At 61.0% G+C, this 19346-nt stretch carries 21 protein-coding genes; 20 read left to right on the forward strand and 1 reads right to left on the reverse strand.

Annotated elements, in window-relative coordinates; translation table 11 throughout:
• Positions 1–131: 131 nt before the first annotated feature.
• Positions 132–1574 carry a TolC family outer membrane protein gene (locus EQG66_RS05375; protein WP_129403510.1) on the reverse strand — a complete coding sequence of 481 codons (1443 nt, stop codon included), beginning with the start codon at positions 1572–1574 and terminating at the stop codon, positions 132–134.
• Positions 1575–1799: 225 nt separating this feature from the next.
• Between EQG66_RS05375 and efp the strand changes: the two genes are divergently transcribed.
• The 20 genes from efp (at position 1800) to nuoK (ending at position 19342) form a co-directional block, all read left to right on the forward strand.
• Entirely contained in the window at positions 1800–2366 is a 567-nt protein-coding gene (gene efp, locus EQG66_RS05380) for an elongation factor P (RefSeq protein ID WP_129403512.1), read from the forward strand.
• 271 nt (positions 2367–2637) lie between these two features.
• On the forward strand, positions 2638–3450 hold the full coding sequence (locus tag EQG66_RS05385; RefSeq protein WP_129403514.1) for an inositol monophosphatase family protein: 813 nt from the start codon (positions 2638–2640) through the stop codon (positions 3448–3450).
• 136 nt (positions 3451–3586) lie between these two features.
• The gene (cysD, locus tag EQG66_RS05390; RefSeq protein WP_129403515.1) at positions 3587–4543 is read left to right on the forward strand and encodes a sulfate adenylyltransferase subunit CysD; all 957 of its coding nucleotides are present in this window, start codon (positions 3587–3589) and stop codon (positions 4541–4543) included.
• 133 nt (positions 4544–4676) lie between these two features.
• Positions 4677–6584 carry a sulfate adenylyltransferase subunit CysN gene (cysN, locus tag EQG66_RS05395; protein WP_425470222.1) on the forward strand — a complete coding sequence of 636 codons (1908 nt, stop codon included), beginning with the start codon at positions 4677–4679 and terminating at the stop codon, positions 6582–6584.
• Positions 6581–7315 (forward strand): 3'(2'),5'-bisphosphate nucleotidase CysQ, encoded by a 735-nt coding sequence (locus EQG66_RS05400; protein WP_425470223.1) that lies wholly within the window; start codon positions 6581–6583, stop codon positions 7313–7315. The genes cysN and EQG66_RS05400 overlap by 4 nt, the downstream gene beginning before the upstream one ends.
• A complete protein-coding gene (locus EQG66_RS05405; RefSeq protein ID WP_129403519.1) occupies positions 7315–8097 on the forward strand; it encodes a sulfite exporter TauE/SafE family protein in 783 nt (260 codons plus the stop codon). The genes EQG66_RS05400 and EQG66_RS05405 overlap by 1 nt, the downstream gene beginning before the upstream one ends.
• Before the next feature lie 121 nt (positions 8098–8218).
• Complete coding sequence (locus tag EQG66_RS05410; RefSeq protein WP_129403521.1) at positions 8219–8593, forward strand: NADH-quinone oxidoreductase subunit A; 375 nt, start codon at positions 8219–8221, stop codon at positions 8591–8593.
• Complete coding sequence (locus EQG66_RS05415; protein WP_129403523.1) at positions 8584–9138, forward strand: NuoB/complex I 20 kDa subunit family protein; 555 nt, start codon at positions 8584–8586, stop codon at positions 9136–9138. Before EQG66_RS05410 ends, EQG66_RS05415 begins: the two co-directional genes overlap by 10 nt.
• Positions 9135–10025 carry an NADH-quinone oxidoreductase subunit C gene (locus tag EQG66_RS05420; protein ID WP_129403525.1) on the forward strand — a complete coding sequence of 297 codons (891 nt, stop codon included), beginning with the start codon at positions 9135–9137 and terminating at the stop codon, positions 10023–10025. Before EQG66_RS05415 ends, EQG66_RS05420 begins: the two co-directional genes overlap by 4 nt.
• Positions 10022–11266, forward strand: coding sequence for an NADH-quinone oxidoreductase subunit D (locus EQG66_RS05425; RefSeq protein WP_245987885.1), 1245 nt, complete (start codon positions 10022–10024; stop codon positions 11264–11266). Before EQG66_RS05420 ends, EQG66_RS05425 begins: the two co-directional genes overlap by 4 nt.
• 14 nt (positions 11267–11280) lie before the next feature.
• Complete coding sequence (locus EQG66_RS05430; protein ID WP_129403526.1) at positions 11281–11652, forward strand: hypothetical protein; 372 nt, start codon at positions 11281–11283, stop codon at positions 11650–11652.
• Positions 11653–11701: 49 nt separating this feature from the next.
• Positions 11702–12025, forward strand: a complete 324-nt coding sequence (locus EQG66_RS05435; protein ID WP_129403625.1) for a nuclear transport factor 2 family protein — start codon at positions 11702–11704, stop codon at positions 12023–12025.
• Positions 12026–12132: 107 nt separating this feature from the next.
• The gene (nuoE, locus tag EQG66_RS05440; RefSeq protein WP_129403528.1) at positions 12133–12798 is read left to right on the forward strand and encodes an NADH-quinone oxidoreductase subunit NuoE; all 666 of its coding nucleotides are present in this window, start codon (positions 12133–12135) and stop codon (positions 12796–12798) included.
• 106 nt (positions 12799–12904) lie between these two features.
• The gene (gene nuoF / locus EQG66_RS05445) at positions 12905–14251 is read left to right on the forward strand and encodes an NADH-quinone oxidoreductase subunit NuoF (RefSeq protein WP_129403529.1); all 1347 of its coding nucleotides are present in this window, start codon (positions 12905–12907) and stop codon (positions 14249–14251) included.
• Positions 14251–16257, forward strand: coding sequence for an NADH-quinone oxidoreductase subunit NuoG (gene nuoG / locus EQG66_RS05450; protein ID WP_129403531.1), 2007 nt, complete (start codon positions 14251–14253; stop codon positions 16255–16257). Before nuoF ends, nuoG begins: the two co-directional genes overlap by 1 nt.
• A 130-nt stretch (positions 16258–16387) precedes the next feature.
• Positions 16388–17431 (forward strand): NADH-quinone oxidoreductase subunit NuoH, encoded by a 1044-nt coding sequence (gene nuoH / locus EQG66_RS05455; protein ID WP_129403532.1) that lies wholly within the window; start codon positions 16388–16390, stop codon positions 17429–17431.
• A gap of 8 nt (positions 17432–17439) precedes the next feature.
• Positions 17440–17916 carry a hypothetical protein gene (locus EQG66_RS05460; RefSeq protein ID WP_129403534.1) on the forward strand — a complete coding sequence of 159 codons (477 nt, stop codon included), beginning with the start codon at positions 17440–17442 and terminating at the stop codon, positions 17914–17916.
• The gene (gene nuoI, locus EQG66_RS05465) at positions 17913–18401 is read left to right on the forward strand and encodes an NADH-quinone oxidoreductase subunit NuoI (RefSeq protein ID WP_129403535.1); all 489 of its coding nucleotides are present in this window, start codon (positions 17913–17915) and stop codon (positions 18399–18401) included. The genes EQG66_RS05460 and nuoI overlap by 4 nt, the downstream gene beginning before the upstream one ends.
• Positions 18402–18428: 27 nt before the next feature.
• Positions 18429–19040, forward strand: a complete 612-nt coding sequence (locus tag EQG66_RS05470) for an NADH-quinone oxidoreductase subunit J (protein ID WP_129403537.1) — start codon at positions 18429–18431, stop codon at positions 19038–19040.
• A complete protein-coding gene (nuoK, locus tag EQG66_RS05475) occupies positions 19037–19342 on the forward strand; it encodes an NADH-quinone oxidoreductase subunit NuoK (protein WP_129403539.1) in 306 nt (101 codons plus the stop codon). Before EQG66_RS05470 ends, nuoK begins: the two co-directional genes overlap by 4 nt.
• Positions 19343–19346 lie beyond the last annotated feature (4 nt).

The following is a 19346-nucleotide window of genomic DNA, read 5'->3' on the forward strand; positions in this document are numbered from 1 at the left end:
GCACTACCATAGCATTAAAAACACATCTCATGCTACGAGCCAGACAGTTAAAATTGTATAAACGACGCTTTCCTGAGTCTCCTCAGAGGGTTAGCGGAATCGCTGGTTTTGCCGGGCCGGGTTTTCGTTAACTATTTGGCTCCAAACCCGCCCGGAATGATGGTGGAGTCCTGCGTCTTTGTTCCTGCGGTCGATGTCGAAACCTGTGCCGCGGGCTTGCCGAAATCAAAGTCGAACAGCTTGTTGCGCACTGTTTTATAGTAGGCTGTGGCGTCATAGAGCGCGCCGCCATCGAGCGCGAGATCCCGCGCCTCGGCATGGCCCATCGCGGCGATCAGGCTGAACCCCGCCACATAGGCGTTGCGCTGGGCCGAGACATATTGAACCTGCGCGTTCAGCAGGTCGCGCTGGGAGTCCAGAATATCGAGGATGGTGCGGGTGCCCGCCTTGTTCTCGGCCTGCACACCTTCGAGCGAGAGTGAGCCGGAATCCACGGCCTTGCGGGTGGATTCAATCGTCTGGAGCGAGGCCTGCCAGTTGGCATAGGCGGAGCGGGTCTGCGCGATCACGCTGCGTTCTGTCGCCACGGTTTGCTCGATTGCCTGACTCTCGCGTGCCACTGCCTGCCGGGTGGCCGCGCCGGGCCGCCCGCCCTGATAGATCGGGACTGTGAGCTGTACACCGGCTGCGGCGGATTTGCTTACAGGGGTGGGGGCGCCAAAGGTGCGAGAATCCAGAAAATCCGTGTAGCTTCCGCGCACAAAACCGGAGAGGCGCGGCGCGATCTGGCCCTTGGCGGCATTGACCTGATAACGGGCGGCGTTGCGCGTGCTCTTGGCGGCGAGAATATCCGGATTGTCCTTCAGCGCGACTTCAACTGCGGCTTCGGGCGAGGCGGGCAGGCCGGGCAGTTGCGGCGGGGGCTGAAGGTCAACCGGCTCGCTGCCGACCAGCGATATATACCGCTCTTTGGAAGAAATAAGCTGCGCCTGCGCCGACTCAAGGTTGGCGCGGGCCAGCGCGAGGCGCGTGTCAGACTGGGCAACGTCGGTGCGAGTGAGGTCGCCTACTTTGAAGCGGTCGGTGCTCGCCTGCAGGTTTACCTCCAGCGAGCGCACATTCTGGAGGTTGAAGGTTACGACAGCACTGTCTGAAATCACATCGAGATAGGCGGCGACCACTTGAGCGAACACTGACGATTCAGTGGCGCGCAGTTGTTCCTCGCCCGCTTCGACGCCTTCCTTGGCCGCATTGATAGAGTTGCGCACGATCCCGCCCTGATAAACCGGCACGGAAAGCGTGGCCTGACCGCTGGCGCTTTGAATCGGTGTGGAAAGTGGGAAGTCCCGGTGCAACTGCCGTTCATAGGTGCCGTTCACCCCGATATTGGGCCGCCCATCGGCCTTGGCGAGCGGAACGCCTTCGTTGGTCGCGCGGAGCTGGGCGCGGGCGGCGTTCAGCGTCGGATTTGTGCGATAGGCCTGGGCCAGCGCCTCTTGCAACGTGGTTGCCGTGGCGGGCTGGGCCGCGGCTGCCAGGGCCAGGGTGGAAACGGTGGCAGCGGCTCGGCGCATCAACATATGCATGGTCGATCGGTTCCCTTGTGCATCGAATAGAGTGTTGAAGGGGGGATTAGCATTGCATCGGCCATAATCAAACAGCTTTAACAGCGCATAATATCATCAGCGTTATTTGCAGGTTTAGGCTAATCCGCCGTGCCTCTTGCCCTTGGGCTTCCCAGAGGCTACAGCGCCGCCCGGCTCTTTCCCTTTCTCAACACTATACAGGCAGAACACGCTATGGCGAAGATCAGCGGCGTCGAAATCCGTCCCGGCAACAATATCGAGTATGAAGGCGGCCTGTGGCGCGCCGTCAAGATCCAGCACACTCAGCCCGGCAAGGGCGGCGCCTATATGCAGGTGGAGCTGAAAAACCTGATCGACGGGCGCAAGAACAATGTGCGCTTCCGTTCTGCCGAGACGGTGGAGCGTATCCGCCTCGATACCAAGGATTTCCAGTATCTCTACTCCGAGGGCGACATGCTCGTCTTCATGGATACCGAGACCTATGAGCAGATCAACCTGCCGAACGATCTCGTCGGCGATGCCGCCGCCTTCCTTCAGGATGGCATGATGGTTCAGCTTGAGCTGTATGAAGAACGCCCGATCTCGGTCGCGCTGCCGGAAACGGTGGAGGCCGTGGTGGTTGAGGCCGATGCTGTGGTGAAGGGGCAGACAGCGTCCGCATCCTATAAACCAGCGATCCTCGACAATGGCGTGCGCGTCATGGTGCCGCCGCATATTGTCACCGGTACGCGCATCGTCGTTGATGTGTATGAGCGCGAATATGTGAAGCGGGCGGAATAAATATGCGGATGGGCCGCTCTCGGCGCCTTCAAAGTAGGCTGACTAGGTTTGCGGGAATACCGCTTCGAAAGGCGAGTAAACAGAATTTTTTTACAAAGTCAGATATGCGTGAAAAATGGTATCAAGTAGTGCGATACCACCATCTTCGTGGAACAACTGTAAAGTCTCGTTATCAGGGCAATTTGCCTAATTGGCTTCGCGAAGAAATCAATACGCTGGAGCTGGAAACCTGGTTATCGAAATTTCGAAAGTTCTCAAAGGTAACATAGACATGGTATCCCACTCAGGCCTGCTCACCGTAATGGAACGTGCTGCCAGAAAGGCGGCGCCGCGTCTGCGTCGTGATTTTGGCGAGGTCGAGCACTTGCAGGTGTCCCGCAAGGGGCCGGCGGATTTCGTCTCCATGGCGGACAAGCGCTGTGAGCAGACTTTGGTAGAGGAGCTGCAAAAGGCGCGGCCAGACTGGGGCTTCCTGCTGGAAGAAGGCGGCGTGATCGAGGGCGATCCGGGCAAGCCGCGCTGGATCATTGATCCGCTCGATGGCACCACCAACTTCCTCCACGGCATCCCTCATTTCGCGATCTCCATCGCGGTGGAGGAGCCGATGGCCGGGGGCAGGCGTGAAGTGACGACGGGTCTCGTCTATCAGCCAATCACAGACGAGAGCTATTGGTCAGAGAAGAATCGCGGCGCGTGGCGGCATGACCAGCGGCTGCGCGTCTCCGCCCGGCGGGATATGGCCGATGCGGTGATCGCCACCGGTATCCCCTTTTTCGGGCATGGCGATGTGGCGCAGTGGACGCGCATTTTCGGCGCGGTGGCGCCTTCGGTTGCGGGCATCCGGCGCTTCGGCTCGGCCGCGCTCGATCTCGCCCATGTCGCCTCCGGGCGCTATGACGGCTTCTGGGAAAGCGGCCTGCAACCCTGGGATGTGGCGGCGGGGATATTGCTGGTGCGCGAGGCAGGGGGCTTCGTCACCGATTATCGCGGAGGTGATCAAGCGATCGAGCGCAAGGAACTGATCGCCGGCAACGACGCGATCCACTCCAAGCTGCACAAGCTTGTTGCAAGTGCGCTGCGGTAAATCTTTTTGTAATATCGCTCCCCTAGAGGCGATTGGGCAGCTTTGATTTTTCCGGGTTAACAGCCTTGTGTCTGGCCGCAGGGCATATATTTTCTGCATGTCGCAGTGCAAAATCTATGTTGATCCTGAGAACGGAATGGAAAAGGAACAGGCTGCACACACAGCGCAACGGGGCTATCCGGTGATCGACACAAAAACATTGACCCATCTTGAGCGGCTTGAGGCCGAGAGTATCCACATCATGCGCGAGGTGGTGGCCGAGGCTGAGAAGCCTGTCATGCTCTATAGCGTGGGCAAGGACAGCGCGGTGATGCTGCATCTGGCGCGCAAGGCATTTTACCCCAGCCCGCCGCCGTTCCCGCTGCTTCATGTCGATACGACATGGAAGTTCAAGGCGATGTACGAGCTGCGCAACCGCATGGCGCAGGAAAGCGGCATGGAGCTGCTGGTCTATCAGAACCCGGAAGCGGCCGAGCGGGGCATCAACCCGTTCGATCATGGCCCGCTCCACACCGATATGTGGAAGACCGAAGGCCTCAAGCAGGCGCTTGATCTGTATGGCTTCGATGTTGCTTTTGGCGGCGCGCGGCGCGACGAGGAAAAGAGCCGCGCCAAGGAGCGCATCTTCTCCTTCCGCACCGCGACCCATGGCTGGGACCCGAAGAACCAGCGGCCTGAGCTGTGGAACCTCTATAACGCCCGCAAGAAGAAGGGCGAGAGCATCCGTGTCTTCCCGATCTCGAACTGGACCGAGCTGGACATCTGGCAATATATCCATCTGAACGACATCCCCATCGTACCGCTCTATTTCAGCGCCAAGCGCCCGACGGTGGAGCGCGATGGCATGCTGATCATGGTCGATGATGAGCGCTTCCCGCTGAAGCCCGGCGAAACGCCGGTCGAGCGCTCGATCCGCTTCCGCACCCTGGGCTGCTATCCCTTGACCGGTGCGGTCGAGAGCGAGGCGAAGACTTTGCCGGAAGTCATTCAGGAAATGCTCCTCACCACAACGTCAGAGCGGCAAGGCCGAGTCATCGACAAGGATGGCGGCGACGCCAGTATGGAAAAAAAGAAGCAGGAGGGGTACTTCTGATGTGCCGGTCCCGTCTCCCTCATCGTCACCCTGAACTTGTTTCAGGGTCCATCTTTCCCCATGCCCCCGCATCGCCGAAGGCGCGATGGATGCTGAAACAAGTTCAGCATGACGGAGTGAACTGATGTCCGACATGGCAGACCCCATTTACAAGACCGACGCGCTGATCTCTGAGGACATCGACGCTTACCTCAAGACGCACCAGCACAAGAGCCTGCTGCGCTTTATTACCTGCGGCAGCGTGGACGACGGCAAATCGACGCTGATCGGGCGGCTGCTCTATGACAGCAAGATGATCTTCGAGGATCAGCTTGCAGCGCTGGAGGCAGACAGCAAGCGGGTGGGCACGCAGGGGCAGGAGATCGACTTTGCGCTCCTCGTTGATGGCCTCGCCGCCGAGCGTGAGCAGGGCATCACCATCGATGTCGCCTATCGCTTCTTCACCACCGAAAAGCGCAAATTCATCGTCGCGGACACGCCGGGGCATGAGCAATATACGCGCAACATGGTGACAGGCGCGTCGACAGCGGACCTTGCCGTGATCCTGATCGACGCGCGCAAGGGTGTGCTCACGCAGACCCGCCGCCACAGCTTTCTCGCCCACCTTATCGGCATCCGCAACATCGTGCTGGCGGTGAACAAGATGGATCTGGTGGACTATAGCCAGACGGTGTTTGACGATATTGTTGAGGATTATACCGCGTTCGCCACCTCTATTGGCATTGAGAGCTTCACGCCGATGCCGATTTCCGGCTTCAAGGGCGACAATATCACCGCCAACTCGCCTAACACACCGTGGTACACCGGCAAGCCGCTGATCGAGCATCTCGAAACGGTCGAGCTGGATGTTACGGCGGATCAGGGCAAGCCGTTCCGCATGGCTGTGCAGTGGGTCAACCGACCGAACCTCGATTTCCGGGGCTTTTCCGGCCAGATCGCGACCGGCCGCGTTGTGCCGGGCGATGCGATCCGGGTTCTGCCTTCGGGCAAGACGAGCACGGTCTCGCGTATTGTGACATTGGATGGCGATCTGGATCAGGCCGTCGCTGGCCAATCGGTCACGCTCTGTTTTGCGGACGAGATCGATTGCTCGCGCGGCGATGTGATCGCCATTGCCGATACCCCTCCCGAAGCTGCCGACCAGTTTGAGGCAACCTTGGTGTGGATGTCTGACGATGCGCTGCATGTCGGGCGGTCTTATTGGATGAAGCTTGGCACCCAGATGGTCTCCGTCACGGTGCAGGCGCCCAAATATGTCGTCAATGTCAACACGATGGAGCATCTCGCGGCCAAGACGCTGGATCTGAACGCCATTGGCGTCGTGGAGCTGGCCACCGACAAGCCGGTTGTGTTCGAGGCCTATGCGCAGAACCGGACACTGGGCGGGTTCATCCTTGTGGACAAGCTCACCAACAACACGGTTGCGGCGGGCATGCTGCACTTCTCGCTACGGCGGGCGCAGAATGTCCACTGGCAGGCGCTCGACATCAGCCGCGATGCGCATGCCAGCCTCAAGAACCAGAAGCCCGCCGTATTGTGGTTCACCGGCCTTTCGGGCTCCGGCAAATCCACCATCGCCAATCTGGTCGAAAAGAAGCTGCACCGGATGAACCGGCACACCTTCCTTTTGGACGGCGACAATGTGCGCCACGGCCTCAACAAGGATCTGGGCTTTACCGAAGCGGACCGGATCGAGAATATCCGACGTGTCGGCGAGGTGGCGAAGCTGATGGCGGATGCCGGCCTCATCGTCATCACCGCGTTCATCTCCCCCTTCCGCGCGGAGCGGGAGATGGTGCGCGCGATGATCCCGGAAGGCGAGTTCTTCGAGGTCTTCATCGACACGCCGCTCGCCGAGGCCGAGAAGCGCGACGTGAAGGGCCTCTATAAGAAGGCGCGTTCGGGCGATCTCAAGAACTTCACCGGCATAGACAGCCCCTATGAGGCACCGGAAAGCCCCGAAGTGCGGATCGACACCACGGCAATGGACCCCGAAGCCGCCGCTGATGCGATCATCGAGAGGCTGCTGGGGTGGCACTGAGCGACGCGGAACTCGCAGCCCGGCTTGCCGATCATGCAGGCCGCATCCTTCTCGCTGTGCGGGATAGCGGGCTGATCGCGGCAAAGGCGCTGGGCAAGGCAGGCGATCAGACGGCGAACCAGTTCCTTATCGCGGCCATTGCGGAACACCGCCCGGATGACGGCCTGCTTTCGGAAGAGAGCAAGGATACGCCGGAGCGTCTTGGCAAATCCCGTGTCTGGATCATCGATCCGGTCGATGGTACGCGCGAATATGGCGAAGAACGCACCGACTGGGCGGTGCATGTGGCGCTCAGCATAGACGGCAAGCCTGAAATCGGCGCTGTGGCGCTGCCGGGCCTCAATGAAGTGCTGCGCTCCGATCAACCGCGCGCCCTGCCTGCGGCGGGAACGCCTTTGCGCATGGTCGTTTCGCGCACTCGTCCCGCCGCCGAGGCGCTGAGCGTGGCTGAAAAGCTGGGTGCGGAGCTGGTGCCTATGGGCAGTGCGGGCGCGAAAGCGATGGCCGTCATTCGTGGCGAGGCTGACATCTATCTCCATTCCGGCGGTCAGCATGAGTGGGACAGCTGCGCACCTGCCGCCGTCGCACTTGCCCACGGCCTCCATGTCAGCCGTATCGACGGCAGCCCGCTTGTCTATAACCAGCGGGACGTCTACATGCCGGATCTGCTGATCTGCCGCAGGGAACACGCCCGCCCGGTACTTGATCTGCTGATGGATGCGGCTGCCTGATGGATTTTCTGCACCCCCTGTCGGGTTTTCTGGTTGGTACGATGGTTGGCCTCACCGGGGTGGGTGGCGGTTCACTGATGGCGCCGATCATGATCCTGCTGCTTGGCGTGGCACCGACGACTGCGGTGGGGACAGACCTGTGGTTCGCCGCGCTGACCAAGATGGTGGGTGGCGGTGTGCATCACAGCCAGGGCCATGCGGACTGGCAGGTGGTGCGCCGTCTTGCCTATGGCAGCCTTCCGGCTGCGGCGCTGACTCTGTGGTTCCTCTCCGCCAATGGCGGCCATCAGATGAAAAGCGGCCTTGTGGTGCAGATGCTGGGCGCAGTTCTGATCGCCACGGCGGTCGTTACCCTGTTTCAGCGCAAGATTTATACGTCGGCGGTCACGATTGCGCCTGAGCGGATCACTGTCTATCGCAAGTTTTTACCGGTGCTTACGATCCTGTGTGGCGTGATACTGGGCACGATTGTGACGCTCACTTCGGTGGGTGCGGGCGCGCTGGGCGCGACAATGCTGGTAATGCTCTACCCCATCCGCCTGACGATGCAGAAGATCGTGGGCACAGACATCGTCCATGCGGTGCCGCTGACGATGCTGGCGGGTTTGGGCTATTTCTGGATGGGGCTGGTCGATCTGTCCCTGCTCGGATCACTGCTGATGGGTTCGATTCCCGGAATAGTGATCGGATCGCGACTGACGAGCAGGGTGAACCCGGCCTTTCTGCGGATCGCGCTGGCCATTATGCTCGTATTCTCCGGCGCCAAGCTGCTGACGACCTGACATCTTCGATCAGCAAGCATTTTTTGATCCAATTTCATCGCCTGCCCCCCTTGCTTCGCTGTTGCAGCAGGCCTAAAGCCGCGCGATAAGTCTTAGGTTAATTGTGTCGCAGGGGGCGAACTTGGTCGATCTCAGCCAGTATCTGCCGATTCTGATATTTCTTGGTATCGCGCTGCTCCTGTCCAGCGCCTTCGTTTTCCTGCCGATGCTTGTTGGCCGCCTTACCGGGGCGCACAAGCCCAGCGCGGAGAAGCTCTCTGAATATGAGTGCGGGTTCCCGGCGTTCGAGGATCCCCGCAACCAGTTCGATGTGCGCTTTTACCTCGTGGCAATCCTGTTCATCATCTTCGACCTTGAGGCGGCGTTCCTGTTCCCCTGGGCGGTCAGCCTCGATCAGATCGGCTGGACCGGCTGGGCGACGATGATGATCTTCATCTTCGAGCTGGTGCTCGGCCTTGTCTATGCGTGGAAAAAGGGAGCACTCGATTGGGAGTAGAGCTAGAGCGGCCGCATACCGGGCATGCCCCAGCGCCCGGAACGCAGCCTGACCCGCACTTTTTCAATGCGCTCTCCACGGAAGTGCAGGACAAGGGCTTCCTTGTCACCTCGACGGAAGACCTGTTCCAGTGGGCGCGCACCGGCTCGCTATGGTGGATGACCTTTGGTCTTGCCTGCTGCGCGGTCGAGATGATCCACGTCAACATGCCGCGCTATGATCTGGAGCGGTTCGGCGCCGCCCCGCGCGCGTCTCCGCGTCAGTCGGACGTGATGATTGTCGCGGGTACGCTGTGCAACAAGATGGCTCCGGCGCTGCGCAAGGTCTATGACCAGATGTCGGAGCCGAAATACGTCATCTCGATGGGCAGCTGCGCCAATGGCGGTGGCTATTACCACTATAGCTATTCTGTCGTGCGCGGGTGCGACCGCATCGTGCCGGTCGACATCTATGTCCCCGGCTGCCCGCCTACGGCCGAGGCGCTGCTCTACGGCATCATGCAGCTCCAGCGCAAAATCCGCCGCGTAGGGACGATTGAGAGATGAGCAGCGTTCATTCCGCCCCCCGCATTGTGAACGCAGAGACTGCTGCGGGCGAATTGCGCGCGCTGGTGGGCGCCGATCTGCTGGATCTGGTTGAGGCGCATTTCGAGATCACACTGGTGGTCGCGCGGGACAGTATTGTGCGCGTGATGGAAAAGCTGCGCGATAGCGCGCAGTACCAGCAGCTCATGGAAATTGCGGGCGTTGACTATCCGGAGCGGCCAGAGCGGTTCGAGGTGGTGTATCACCTCCTTTCGGTCACGAAGAATCATCGCGTCCGGGTGAAGCTCAGCACCGATGAGGCGACGCCGGTTCCCTCGGTAACGGGCCTGTGGCCGGTTGCGGGCTGGCTGGAGCGCGAAGTGTTCGACATGTATGGCGTCATCTTCTCCGGCAACACGGATCTGCGCCGCATCCTCACCGACTATGGCTTTGCCGGCCATCCGCAGCGCAAGGACTTTCCGCTCACCGGCTTTGTCGAGCTGCGCTATTCCGAGGAAGACAAGCGCGTCGTCTATGAGCCGGTCAAGCTGGCGCAGGATTTCCGCAATTTCGATTTCATGAGCCCGTGGGAAGGCGCGCCATATGTGCTGCCGGGCGATGAGAAGGCACATGCGCAGGCTCCCGGCGCGCCGACGCCGGTGCCCGCCGCTGCGCCGCCCGCGCCCGCCGCAAAGCCCTCTCCGGTGGTCGAGACGAAGAAGACCACGGACAAGCCGGAGGACACCGGCGCTGGCAAGGCGGCCAACGCTGCCGCCACAGAGCAGTCCGCCGCCGTTAAGAAGCCGCGCGCCCCGCGCAAGACCGCCGCGCAAAAGCTAGCCGAGGCCGGTGCCAAGCCCGCACCCAAACCGCGCGCGACACGTAAAAAGAGCGAGGATAAGGCATGAGCGCCGAAACACTCGAACAAGCCGCTTCCGCTTCGGAAAAGCGTCAGGTCGTCGTCGGCGTCGATGAAGACGGCATCCAGAACTATACGATCAACTTCGGGCCTCAGCACCCGGCTGCACACGGCGTGTTGCGCCTAGTCATGGAGCTGGACGGCGAGATCGTCGAACGGTGCGATCCGCATGTCGGCCTGCTCCATCGCGGCACTGAAAAGCTGATCGAATACAAGACCTATATGCAGGCGCTGCCCTATTTCGACCGGCTGGATTACTGCTCGCCGCTCGGCATGGAGCACTCTTACGTGCTGGCGATCGAGAAGCTGCTGAACCTCGAAGTGCCGCTCCGCGCCCAATATCTGCGTGTTTTCTTCGCGGAGCTGACGCGCATCTGCAATCATATGCTGAACCTCGGCAGTCATGTGATGGACGTAGGCGCGATGACGCCCAACCTTTGGCTGTTCGAAATCCGCGAGGATTGCCTTAACTTCTTCGAGCGAGCGTCCGGCGCGCGGATGCACAGCGCCTATTTCCGCCCCGGCGGCGTGCATCAGGATGTGCCGCTGAAGCTCCTCACCGACATCGGCGACTGGCTCGACACGCGCCTGCCACGCCTGTTCGAGGACGCTATCTCATTGGTGGTGGACAACCGCATCTTCAAGCAGCGCAATGTCGACATCGCCGTCGTTAGCAAGGAAGACGCGCTCAAATGGGGTTTCTCAGGCCCGATGATCCGCGGCTCAGGCATTGCGTGGGATATCCGCAAGAGCCAGCCCTACGATGTCTATGACCGGATGGAGTTCGACGTGCCCGTAGGCACCAATTACGACTGCTATGACCGCTTCATGGTTCGCGTCGAGGAGGTCCGCCAGTCCGCGCGTATCATGAAGCAGTGCCTGCAACAAATGCCCGAAGGCCCGATTGCCTCGCTCGACCGCAAGGTCGTACCGCCCAAGCGCGGCGAGATGAAATCGAGCATGGAAGCGCTGATCCACCACTTCAAGCTCTATACCGAGGGCTTCCATGTGCCCGCCGGCGAGGTCTATGTCGCCACCGAAAGCCCCAAGGGCGAGTTCGGCGTCTATCTGGTCAGCGACGGCAGCAACAAGCCCTATCGCTGCAAGATCCGCCCGACGGCCTTCAGCCATTTGCAGGCGATGGACTTCATGATGAAGGGCCACATGCTCGCCGACACCACCGCCGTCTTAGGCGCGATGGACATCGTGTTCGGGGAGTGTGACCGGTGAGGGGTGGGGCATCCATGGTGCTCGCCGCGAGTCTAGGAGCCTGTGGTCAGGCTTCCGTGGGGGGCAACGATAGCAGCACAGAACTGCCAAATACAGCGCTGGCAGTGAATTCTGCCACAAAAAATGTTATTTTGAGTTTTGCCCCGCGCAGTTTTGGTGAGCTTAAGCGCGAAGACTTTGTGCCAAGCGAGCGCCGAGTCATTGGTATGACATCGCCAACTAACCTGCCCAACGGAGCGATCGCAGAAGGCACGCCAATTATGGGCGTTTTAATGAGTAAAGGCGCCGAGCAGTACGAATGTCGTGAGCCAAGTGCGCAATGGCCGCACGGGAATGTATCGGAGGCAGATATGACAAACTGGATGTGTAGTAAGATCCGTGGCTGACATCTCCCTCCTCATCTCATCCTCCGAGCGTCTCGCCATCGCCGAGGCGATGATCACCGCTTATAACGCGCAGGATGTGGACACCTATGTGTCCTACATGACCGACGATGCCTGCGAGGCGAATTATCGCGGCGCTGTGGTGCGCGAGGGCAAGGAAGGCACGCGCTCCGGCCTCGCCGCCGCCTTCGCCAAATGGCCGCAGAACCGCGCGGAAATCCGCGAGCGTCAGGCCATCGGCGATTATGTCCTGTTCCGCGAATATGTGACGCGCGGCCCCGCGACCGATGGCTCCGAGCTGGTCGAGCCGTTCGAGGTCATCGCAATCTATTCCTTTGAAGGTGACAAGGTGGCTAGAGTGGAGTTTTTGCGGTGATGCGCCGGGTCATCCTCCGCGCCGTCATCCCAGCGCAGGCTGGGATCTCAGGCGGCATCGTGCAAACTCATGAGACCCCAGCTTTCGCTGGGGTGACGGGGAAGTAAATGGCTGACGCACCCCAAATTCCTGATGAAGCCGAAGTCCGCGCCCGCTGGGGCGGGTTCGCGTGGACGCCCGAAAACGCGGCACAGGCCGAAAAGGTGATCGAGCGCTACCCCGCCGGGCGGCAGCATTCTGCCATCATGCCGCTGCTCGATCTTGCCCAGCGTCAGGTCGGCGCGGAGACGAATACGCAGGGCTGGCTCCCCGTGCCGGTGATCGAATATGTCGCGGCGCAGCTCGATATGCCCTATATGCGCGCCTACGAGGTCGCGACCTTCTACACCATGTATAACCTCGCGCCGGTCGGCCGCTATCATGTGCAGGTCTGCGGCACGACGCCGTGCATGCTGCGCGGGTCGGACGACGTGTTCGCCGCGTGCAAGGCGAAGGGGCTGCACAAGGGCGGCACCACGGCGGACGGGCTGTTCACATTGAATGAGGTCGAGTGCCTCGGTGCCTGCGCCAATGCGCCGATGGTTCAGATCAACGACGACAATTACGAAGACCTGACCTTCGAAACGATGACCGCGATCCTCGATGACCTTGCGGCGGGCAAGCAGCCGAAGATCGGCCCGCAGATCGACCGGCAGACGAGCTGCCCCGAAGGCGGCCCGACGACGCTGAAGGAAATGGTCAGCGAAAACCATGATTATCGGGGGGCTTGGTGATGGCTTTCTACACTCCCGTCACCCCAGCGAAGGCTGGGGTCTCAGGCGAATGTGCGCAGAGGCATGCGATGCCAGCCTTCGCTGGCATGACGTGTGGAGGCCGCGCATGACTGACGCCACCGCACCCGCCGCGCCGCCCGCCTTCACCGGCCCGCTGGCCGACAAGGACCGCATCTTCACCAACGTCCACGGCTTTCAGGACTGGGGCATAGACGCGGCGATGAAACGCGGCGACTGGGACAATACGAAGGCGCTCCTCGCGCTGGGCCAAGACGCGATCATCGAGATCATGAAGGCATCCGGCCTGCGCGGGCGCGGCGGCGCGGGCTTCCCCACCGGCATGAAGTGGAGCTTCATGCCCAAGGAATCGAAGGACGGCCGCCCCAGCTTCCTCGTCATCAACGCCGACGAGTCTGAGCCGGGCAGCTGCAAGGACCGCGAAATTGTCCGCCATGATCCGCACAAGCTGATCGAGGGCGCTCTGGTCGCTGGCTTCGCGATGCGCGCGCGCGCCGCCTATATCTATATTCGCGGCGAGTTCATCTACGAGGCTAAGGTGCTCTTCGCCGCTGTCGAGCAGGCTTATGCCAAGGGATTCCTCGGCAAGAATGCCTGCGGATCGGGCTATGATTTCGACGTGTTCGTCCATCGCGGGGCGGGGGCGTATATCTGCGGCGAGGAAACCGCGCAGATCGAGAGCATCGAGGGCAAAAAGGGCCAGCCGCGCCTCAAGCCCCCATTCCCGGCGGGCGCGGGGCTTTATGGCTGCCCCACCACGGTCAACAATGTCGAGAGCATCGCGGTCAGCCCCACGATCCTGCGGCGCGGCGCGGCGTGGTTCAGCTCCTTCGGGCGCGAGAATAATCGCGGCACCAAGCTGTTCCAGATTTCCGGCCATGTGAACAAGCCCTGCGTGGTCGAGGAAAGCATGAGCATCCCGTTCCGCGAGCTGATTGACCGGCATTGCGGCGGCATCCGCGGCGGGTGGGACAATCTGCTTGCCGTCATCCCCGGTGGCTCATCAGTGCCGCTGGTCCCCGCCAAAGAGATCATGGAAGCGCCGATGGATTTCGATGGCTTGCGGGCGCTTGGCTCCGGCCTCGGCACGGCGGCGGTGATCGTGATGGACAAGAGCACGGACATCGTGCGCGCGATTTCCCGGCTTTCCTATTTCTACAAGCATGAGAGCTGCGGCCAGTGCACCCCGTGCCGCGAGGGCACCGGCTGGATGTGGCGCGTGATGGAGCGCCTGCGCACTGGCGAGGCGGACATTAGCGAGATCGACATGCTGCAACAGGTCACGAAGCAGGTCGAAGGCCACACGATCTGCGCGCTCGGCGATGCTGCCGCCTGGCCGATCCAGGGCCTCATCCGCCACTTCCGCCCGGAGATCGAGCGGCGGATTGTTGAGCGCGGCGGCAGCGCAGGCCCGATGATGGAGGCAGCGGAATAATGCCTAAACTCACCGTAGATGGCGTAGAGATCGAGGTTCCGCAGGGCGCGACTGTGCTGCAGGCGTGCGAGCTGGCGGGCAAGGAAATCCCGCGTTTCTGCTATCATGAGCGCCTGTCGATCGCCGGCAATTGCCGCATGTGCCTGGTCGAGGTCGCGCCCGGCCCGCCTAAGCCGCAGGCGTCGTGTGCGCTTCCCGCCGCCGAGGGCCAGACCATCCGCACCGACAGCGAGATGGTGAAGAAGGCGCGCGAGGGCGTGATGGAGTTCCTGCTCATCAACCACCCGCTCGATTGCCCGATCTGCGATCAGGGCGGCGAGTGCGACCTGCAGGACCAGTCCGTCGCCTATGGCAAGGGCGCGAGCCGCTTTGCCGAAAACAAGCGCGCCGTGACCGAGAAATATATGGGCCCGCTGGTCAAGACGGCGATGACGCGCTGCATCCAGTGTACGCGCTGCGTCCGCTTTGCCGAGGAAGTCGCGGGTGTGCCGCAAATCGGCGCGATCTATCGCGGCGAGAACATGCAGATCACCACCTATCTTGAGCATGCGGTCAAGAGTGAGCTTTCGGGCAATGTGGTCGATCTCTGCCCGGTCGGCGCGCTCACCGCCAAGCCCTATGCGTTCGAGGCGCGTCCGTGGGAGCTGAAAAAGACCTTCGCGATAGACGTGATGGACGCGCTCGGCACCAATATTCGCCTCGACAGTCGCGGGCGGCAGGTGCTGCGCGTGCTGCCGCGCGTCAACGATGACGTGAACGAGGAATGGGCGTCGGACAAGACGCGGCATCATGTCGATGCGCTGGTGCGCAAGCGCCTGGACAAGCCCTATGTCCGCAAGGGTGGCAAACTCGTCGCGGCCAGCTGGGACGAGGCGTTCGCGGCCATTGCGGCGGTGAAGCATGGTGGCTCGGTCGCCGCAGTTGCGGGCGACATGCTCGATTGCGAGACGATGTATGCGGGCCGTGAACTGGTCCGCGCATTGGGCGGCACGATGCTCGAAGGGCGGCAGACCGGCCTAGCCTATGATGTGTCGAGCCTCTCCGCCGTCAATTTCAACAGCACCATTGCTGGGGTCGAGACGGCGGACGCGATCCTGCTCGTCGGCACCAACCTGCGCTGGGAAGCACCGCTCATCAACACGCGGGTGCGCAAGGCGATCAAGCGCGGGGCGAAGGTCTATGTCATCGGGCCGCAGCACGATCTCACCTATAAAGTTGAGTGGCTGGGCAACGATGCCTCGCTACTGGCAAAGCTGCCCAAGGCGGTGATCGGCACGTTCCTGAACGCGAAGCGGCCGATGCTGATCGCGGGCGGCGGTATCCTCGCCAAGGACGGCGCGCATGGCGACACGCTCGCGCTGGTCGAAACGCTCGGCCTGATCAAGGATGGCTGGAACGGCTACAACATATTGCACTTTGCGGCTGCGCGCATGGGCGGGCTGATGCTCGGCTTCGCCAGCCAAGGCGGCATCAAGGCCATCGCCGCCGCTAAGCCCAAGCTGCTGTTCTCGCTGGGCGCGGACGAGGTGGACTACGGCCAGTTCGCGGATAGCTTCAAGGTCTATATCGGCCATCATGGCGATGCGGGCGCGCACGCGGCGGATGTGATCCTCCCCGGCGCCGCCTACGCCGAGAAGGCAGGCACCTATGTGAACCTTGAAGGCCGCGTTCAGCGCGGTGACAAGGCAGTCTTTGCCCCCGGCGACGCACGCGAAGACTGGGCGATCATGCGCGCGCTATCACAGGTGATGGGCAAGACCCTGCCGTTCGACTCATTCTCCGAACTGCGCGCCAGGATGTTTGCCGATGTGCCTGCCCTCAGCACGGAAGGGCTGGTGGACTACGGATGGTCCGCTCCGAAGCTCCCCACCGGCGCGAGCGGCGAATTTGGCTCGCCAATCAAGGATTATTACCTCACCAACGCCATCTGCCGCGCCTCGCCCACGATGCAGCGCTGCTCGGCGGAACTGCTGCACGGTGAAACATTCGCGGAGGCTGCGGAATGAGGGTTGTTCGCACCTACGCCGTCACCCTGAACTTGTTTCAGGGTCCATCATGCCTCCGGGCGCAGTGCTTCAAGGAAGAATGGATGCTGAAACAAGTTCAGCATGACGATTTGGGAGAGGGACAAGCCGCATGACCGCCTTTTTCCAATCCTATGGCATCCCCTTCGAGGCCGCGTGGCTGCTCTCGACCGTGATCGGCATATTGCTGATCGCGCTGCCGCTGATGCTCGCCGTGGCGATGATCATCTATGCGGACCGCAAGATCTGGGCGGCGATGGCGCTGCGGCGCGGGCCGAACGTGGTCGGCCCCTTCGGCCTGCTGCAAAGCTTTGCGGACGGCCTCAAGGTCTTCCTGCAGGAAACGATCATCCCCAGCGCGGCGAACAAGGGGCTTTTTCTTATTGCCCCGATCATCACCTTCACCGTCGCGTTGCTGGCGTGGGCGGTGGTGCCGTTCGATGTCGGTGTGGTGCTGGCGGACATCAACGTTGGCCTGCTCTATATCCTCGCGATCTCCTCGCTCGGCGTTTACGGCATCGTGATCGCGGGATGGGCGTCAAACTCGAAATATCCGTTTTTCAGTGCGATGCGCGCATCGGCTCAGATGATTTCTTATGAAGTCTCGATCGGCTTCATCCTCATCTGCGTGGTGCTATGGGCAGGCAGCTTTAACCTAACCACCATCGTCGAGAGCCAGAAGGGCTATTACGGCTTCCTCAACGGCAACGGCTTCAACCCGCTGCTGTTCCCGATGGCGGTGATGTTCCTGATCAGCGCGATGGCGGAAACCGCGCGCGCACCGTTTGACCTGACCGAGGCGGAGAGCGAGCTGGTCGCGGGCTACCAGACCGAATATAGCTCAATGGCGTTCGCGCTCTACTGGCTCGGCGAATATGCCAACGTCATCCTGATGTGCGCGCTGAACGCGATCCTGTTCTGGGGCGGCTACCTGCCCCCGGTAGATTGGGCGCCGCTCTATATCGTGCCGGGCATACTCTGGCTGTTCGCGAAGATCCTGTTCTTCTTCTTCGTCTTTTCCTGGGTCAAGGCGACCGTGCCGCGCTATCGCTATGATCAGCTGATGCGGCTGGGCTGGAAGATTTTCCTGCCCGTCTCGCTGTTCTTCGTGTTTCTGGTAAGCGGCTTCCTCATGCTGACGAGGTATGGGGGATGATTGAGTTAATGGCCCTAATTGCCAGCCTTCCTTCGTTGGGAGGGCTTGGATTTGACGATGGCATAGTTTTTAGAGCCAGAATCGACTGTGACGTAAAGGCGGAAGATGGGAAGAGCCGTTTGAGCTTTCTATTTCCTGAGCCAGATGTGCCGCTGGCAGTTGATCTCGAGTCCGATATTTCGACAGAGGCAAAATTCGCCGTATTGGTGTTGAGTACCGCGTCTGACGGCAAAAGTTTTGCATCATGGACTACGGCAAGCGATGTTGTGCCAAGGCCGATCATTCAACCAAAGGACAGCAAACTTCCTGCTCCGCCGATTTTCAGACCTTTGATCCAATTCGGCAACGGATCGTTTGAAAATTTAACTCCGAAGGACGGTCGGGGAATGCGTTGGTCTTACTATCACAATTCGATTTCATCCCATGGCATTTCGTTTAAATCCCGAGGGCAATGCAAGCTAACCAATTACATGGAGGGTCTATGACCGCCATAGCCCACTACATCAAATCCTTCACCCTCTGGGAGTTCGTCAAAGCCCATTGGCTGACCTTGAAATATTTCTTCAAGCCCAAGGCGACGATCAACTATCCTTATGAGAAAAACCCGATCTCGCCCCGCTTCCGCGGCGAGCATGCGCTGCGGCGCTATCCCAATGGCGAGGAGCGCTGCATCGCGTGCAAGCTGTGCGAGGCGATCTGCCCGGCGCAGGCGATCACGATCGAGGCGCAGCCGCGTGATGATGGCTCCCGCCGCACCACCCGCTACGACATCGACATGACCAAGTGCATCTATTGCGGTTTCTGCCAGGAAGCGTGCCCGGTCGACGCGATCGTCGAGGGGCCGAATTTCGAGTTCGCGACCGAAACGCGCGAGGAATTGCTCTACGACAAGGCAAAGCTGCTTGAAAATGGCGACAAATGGGAGCGGGCAATCGCGGCAAACCTTGCCGCCGATGCGCCCTATCGTTAAGGCCGCACGCAGGGGGATGAACATCCAGTGATACAGGTCTTTGCCTTTTATCTTTTCGCGGTGCTGATGATCGCGGCGGGCGCGCTGACGATCTTCGCGCGCAATCCCGTCCACAGCGTGCTGTGGCTGATCGTCGCCTTCTTCAACGCGGCCGGGCTGATGGTGCTCGTCGGCGCGGAGTTCATCGCGATGCTGCTCGTCATCGTCTATGTCGGCGCGGTTGCGGTGCTGTTCCTGTTCGTCGTCATGATGCTCAACATCGACTTTGCCGAGTTGCGCGCCGGGTTCGTCAGCTATCTGCCCTTTGGCGTGCTGATCGCGCTGGGGCTGCTGGCGGAAATATTGCTGGGGTTGGGCGTCTGGAAGGCCGGGCCGTTGCAGCTCGCCCAGCGCGCCGCGCCGACGCCCGCCGATGTGCCGAACATCAAGGCGATCGGGCAGGTGCTCTATACCGATTATATTTTCCTGTTCGAGGCCGCGGGCATCATCCTGCTGGTCGCGATGATCGGCGCGATCGTGCTGACCCACCGCGCGCGCACCGGCGTTAAGGCGCAGAATATCGACAAGCAGAACCGCCGCCGGCCGCAAGACGCCGTGGTGAACGTCAATCAGCCCGTGGGGCAGGGGGTGGAGCTGTGATTGGCTTGTCGCATTATCTGGTCGTGTCCGCCATCCTGTTCGTGATGGGCGTGCTCGGCATCTTCATCAACCGCAAGAACATCATCATCATCCTGATGGCGATTGAGCTGATCCTGCTCTCCGTAAACCTCAACCTCGTCGCGTTTTCCGCCTATCTGGGAGATCTCGTCGGCCAGATCTTCAGCATGTTCGTGCTGACCGTGGCGGCGGGCGAGGCGGCAATCGGCCTTGCCATTCTCGTGATCTATTTCCGCTCGCGCGGCACCATCGCCGTAGACGACGCCAACCGGATGAAGGGGTAAGCCG

Origin of the sequence: Sphingobium fluviale, assembly GCF_004122115.1 — a bacterium.
Lineage (GTDB): Bacteria > Pseudomonadota > Alphaproteobacteria > Sphingomonadales > Sphingomonadaceae > Sphingobium > Sphingobium fluviale.

Coding starts and splice junctions, on each gene's coding strand:
- EQG66_RS05375 (WP_129403510.1), bottom strand. CDS start 1,574: ATGCGCCGAGCCGCTGCCACCGTTTCCACCCTGGCCCTGGCAGCCGCG.
- efp (WP_129403512.1), top strand. CDS start 1,800: ATGGCGAAGATCAGCGGCGTCGAAATCCGTCCCGGCAACAATATCGAG.
- EQG66_RS05385 (WP_129403514.1), top strand. CDS start 2,638: ATGGTATCCCACTCAGGCCTGCTCACCGTAATGGAACGTGCTGCCAGA.
- cysD (WP_129403515.1), top strand. CDS start 3,587: ATGGAAAAGGAACAGGCTGCACACACAGCGCAACGGGGCTATCCGGTG.
- cysN (WP_425470222.1), top strand. CDS start 4,677: ATGGCAGACCCCATTTACAAGACCGACGCGCTGATCTCTGAGGACATC.
- EQG66_RS05405 (WP_129403519.1), top strand. CDS start 7,315: ATGGATTTTCTGCACCCCCTGTCGGGTTTTCTGGTTGGTACGATGGTT.
- EQG66_RS05420 (WP_129403525.1), top strand. CDS start 9,135: ATGAGCAGCGTTCATTCCGCCCCCCGCATTGTGAACGCAGAGACTGCT.
- EQG66_RS05425 (WP_245987885.1), top strand. CDS start 10,022: ATGAGCGCCGAAACACTCGAACAAGCCGCTTCCGCTTCGGAAAAGCGT.
- EQG66_RS05430 (WP_129403526.1), top strand. CDS start 11,281: ATGGTGCTCGCCGCGAGTCTAGGAGCCTGTGGTCAGGCTTCCGTGGGG.
- EQG66_RS05435 (WP_129403625.1), top strand. CDS start 11,702: ATGATCACCGCTTATAACGCGCAGGATGTGGACACCTATGTGTCCTAC.
- nuoE (WP_129403528.1), top strand. CDS start 12,133: ATGGCTGACGCACCCCAAATTCCTGATGAAGCCGAAGTCCGCGCCCGC.
- nuoF (WP_129403529.1), top strand. CDS start 12,905: ATGACTGACGCCACCGCACCCGCCGCGCCGCCCGCCTTCACCGGCCCG.
- nuoG (WP_129403531.1), top strand. CDS start 14,251: ATGCCTAAACTCACCGTAGATGGCGTAGAGATCGAGGTTCCGCAGGGC.
- nuoH (WP_129403532.1), top strand. CDS start 16,388: ATGACCGCCTTTTTCCAATCCTATGGCATCCCCTTCGAGGCCGCGTGG.
- EQG66_RS05460 (WP_129403534.1), top strand. CDS start 17,440: ATGGCCCTAATTGCCAGCCTTCCTTCGTTGGGAGGGCTTGGATTTGAC.
- nuoI (WP_129403535.1), top strand. CDS start 17,913: ATGACCGCCATAGCCCACTACATCAAATCCTTCACCCTCTGGGAGTTC.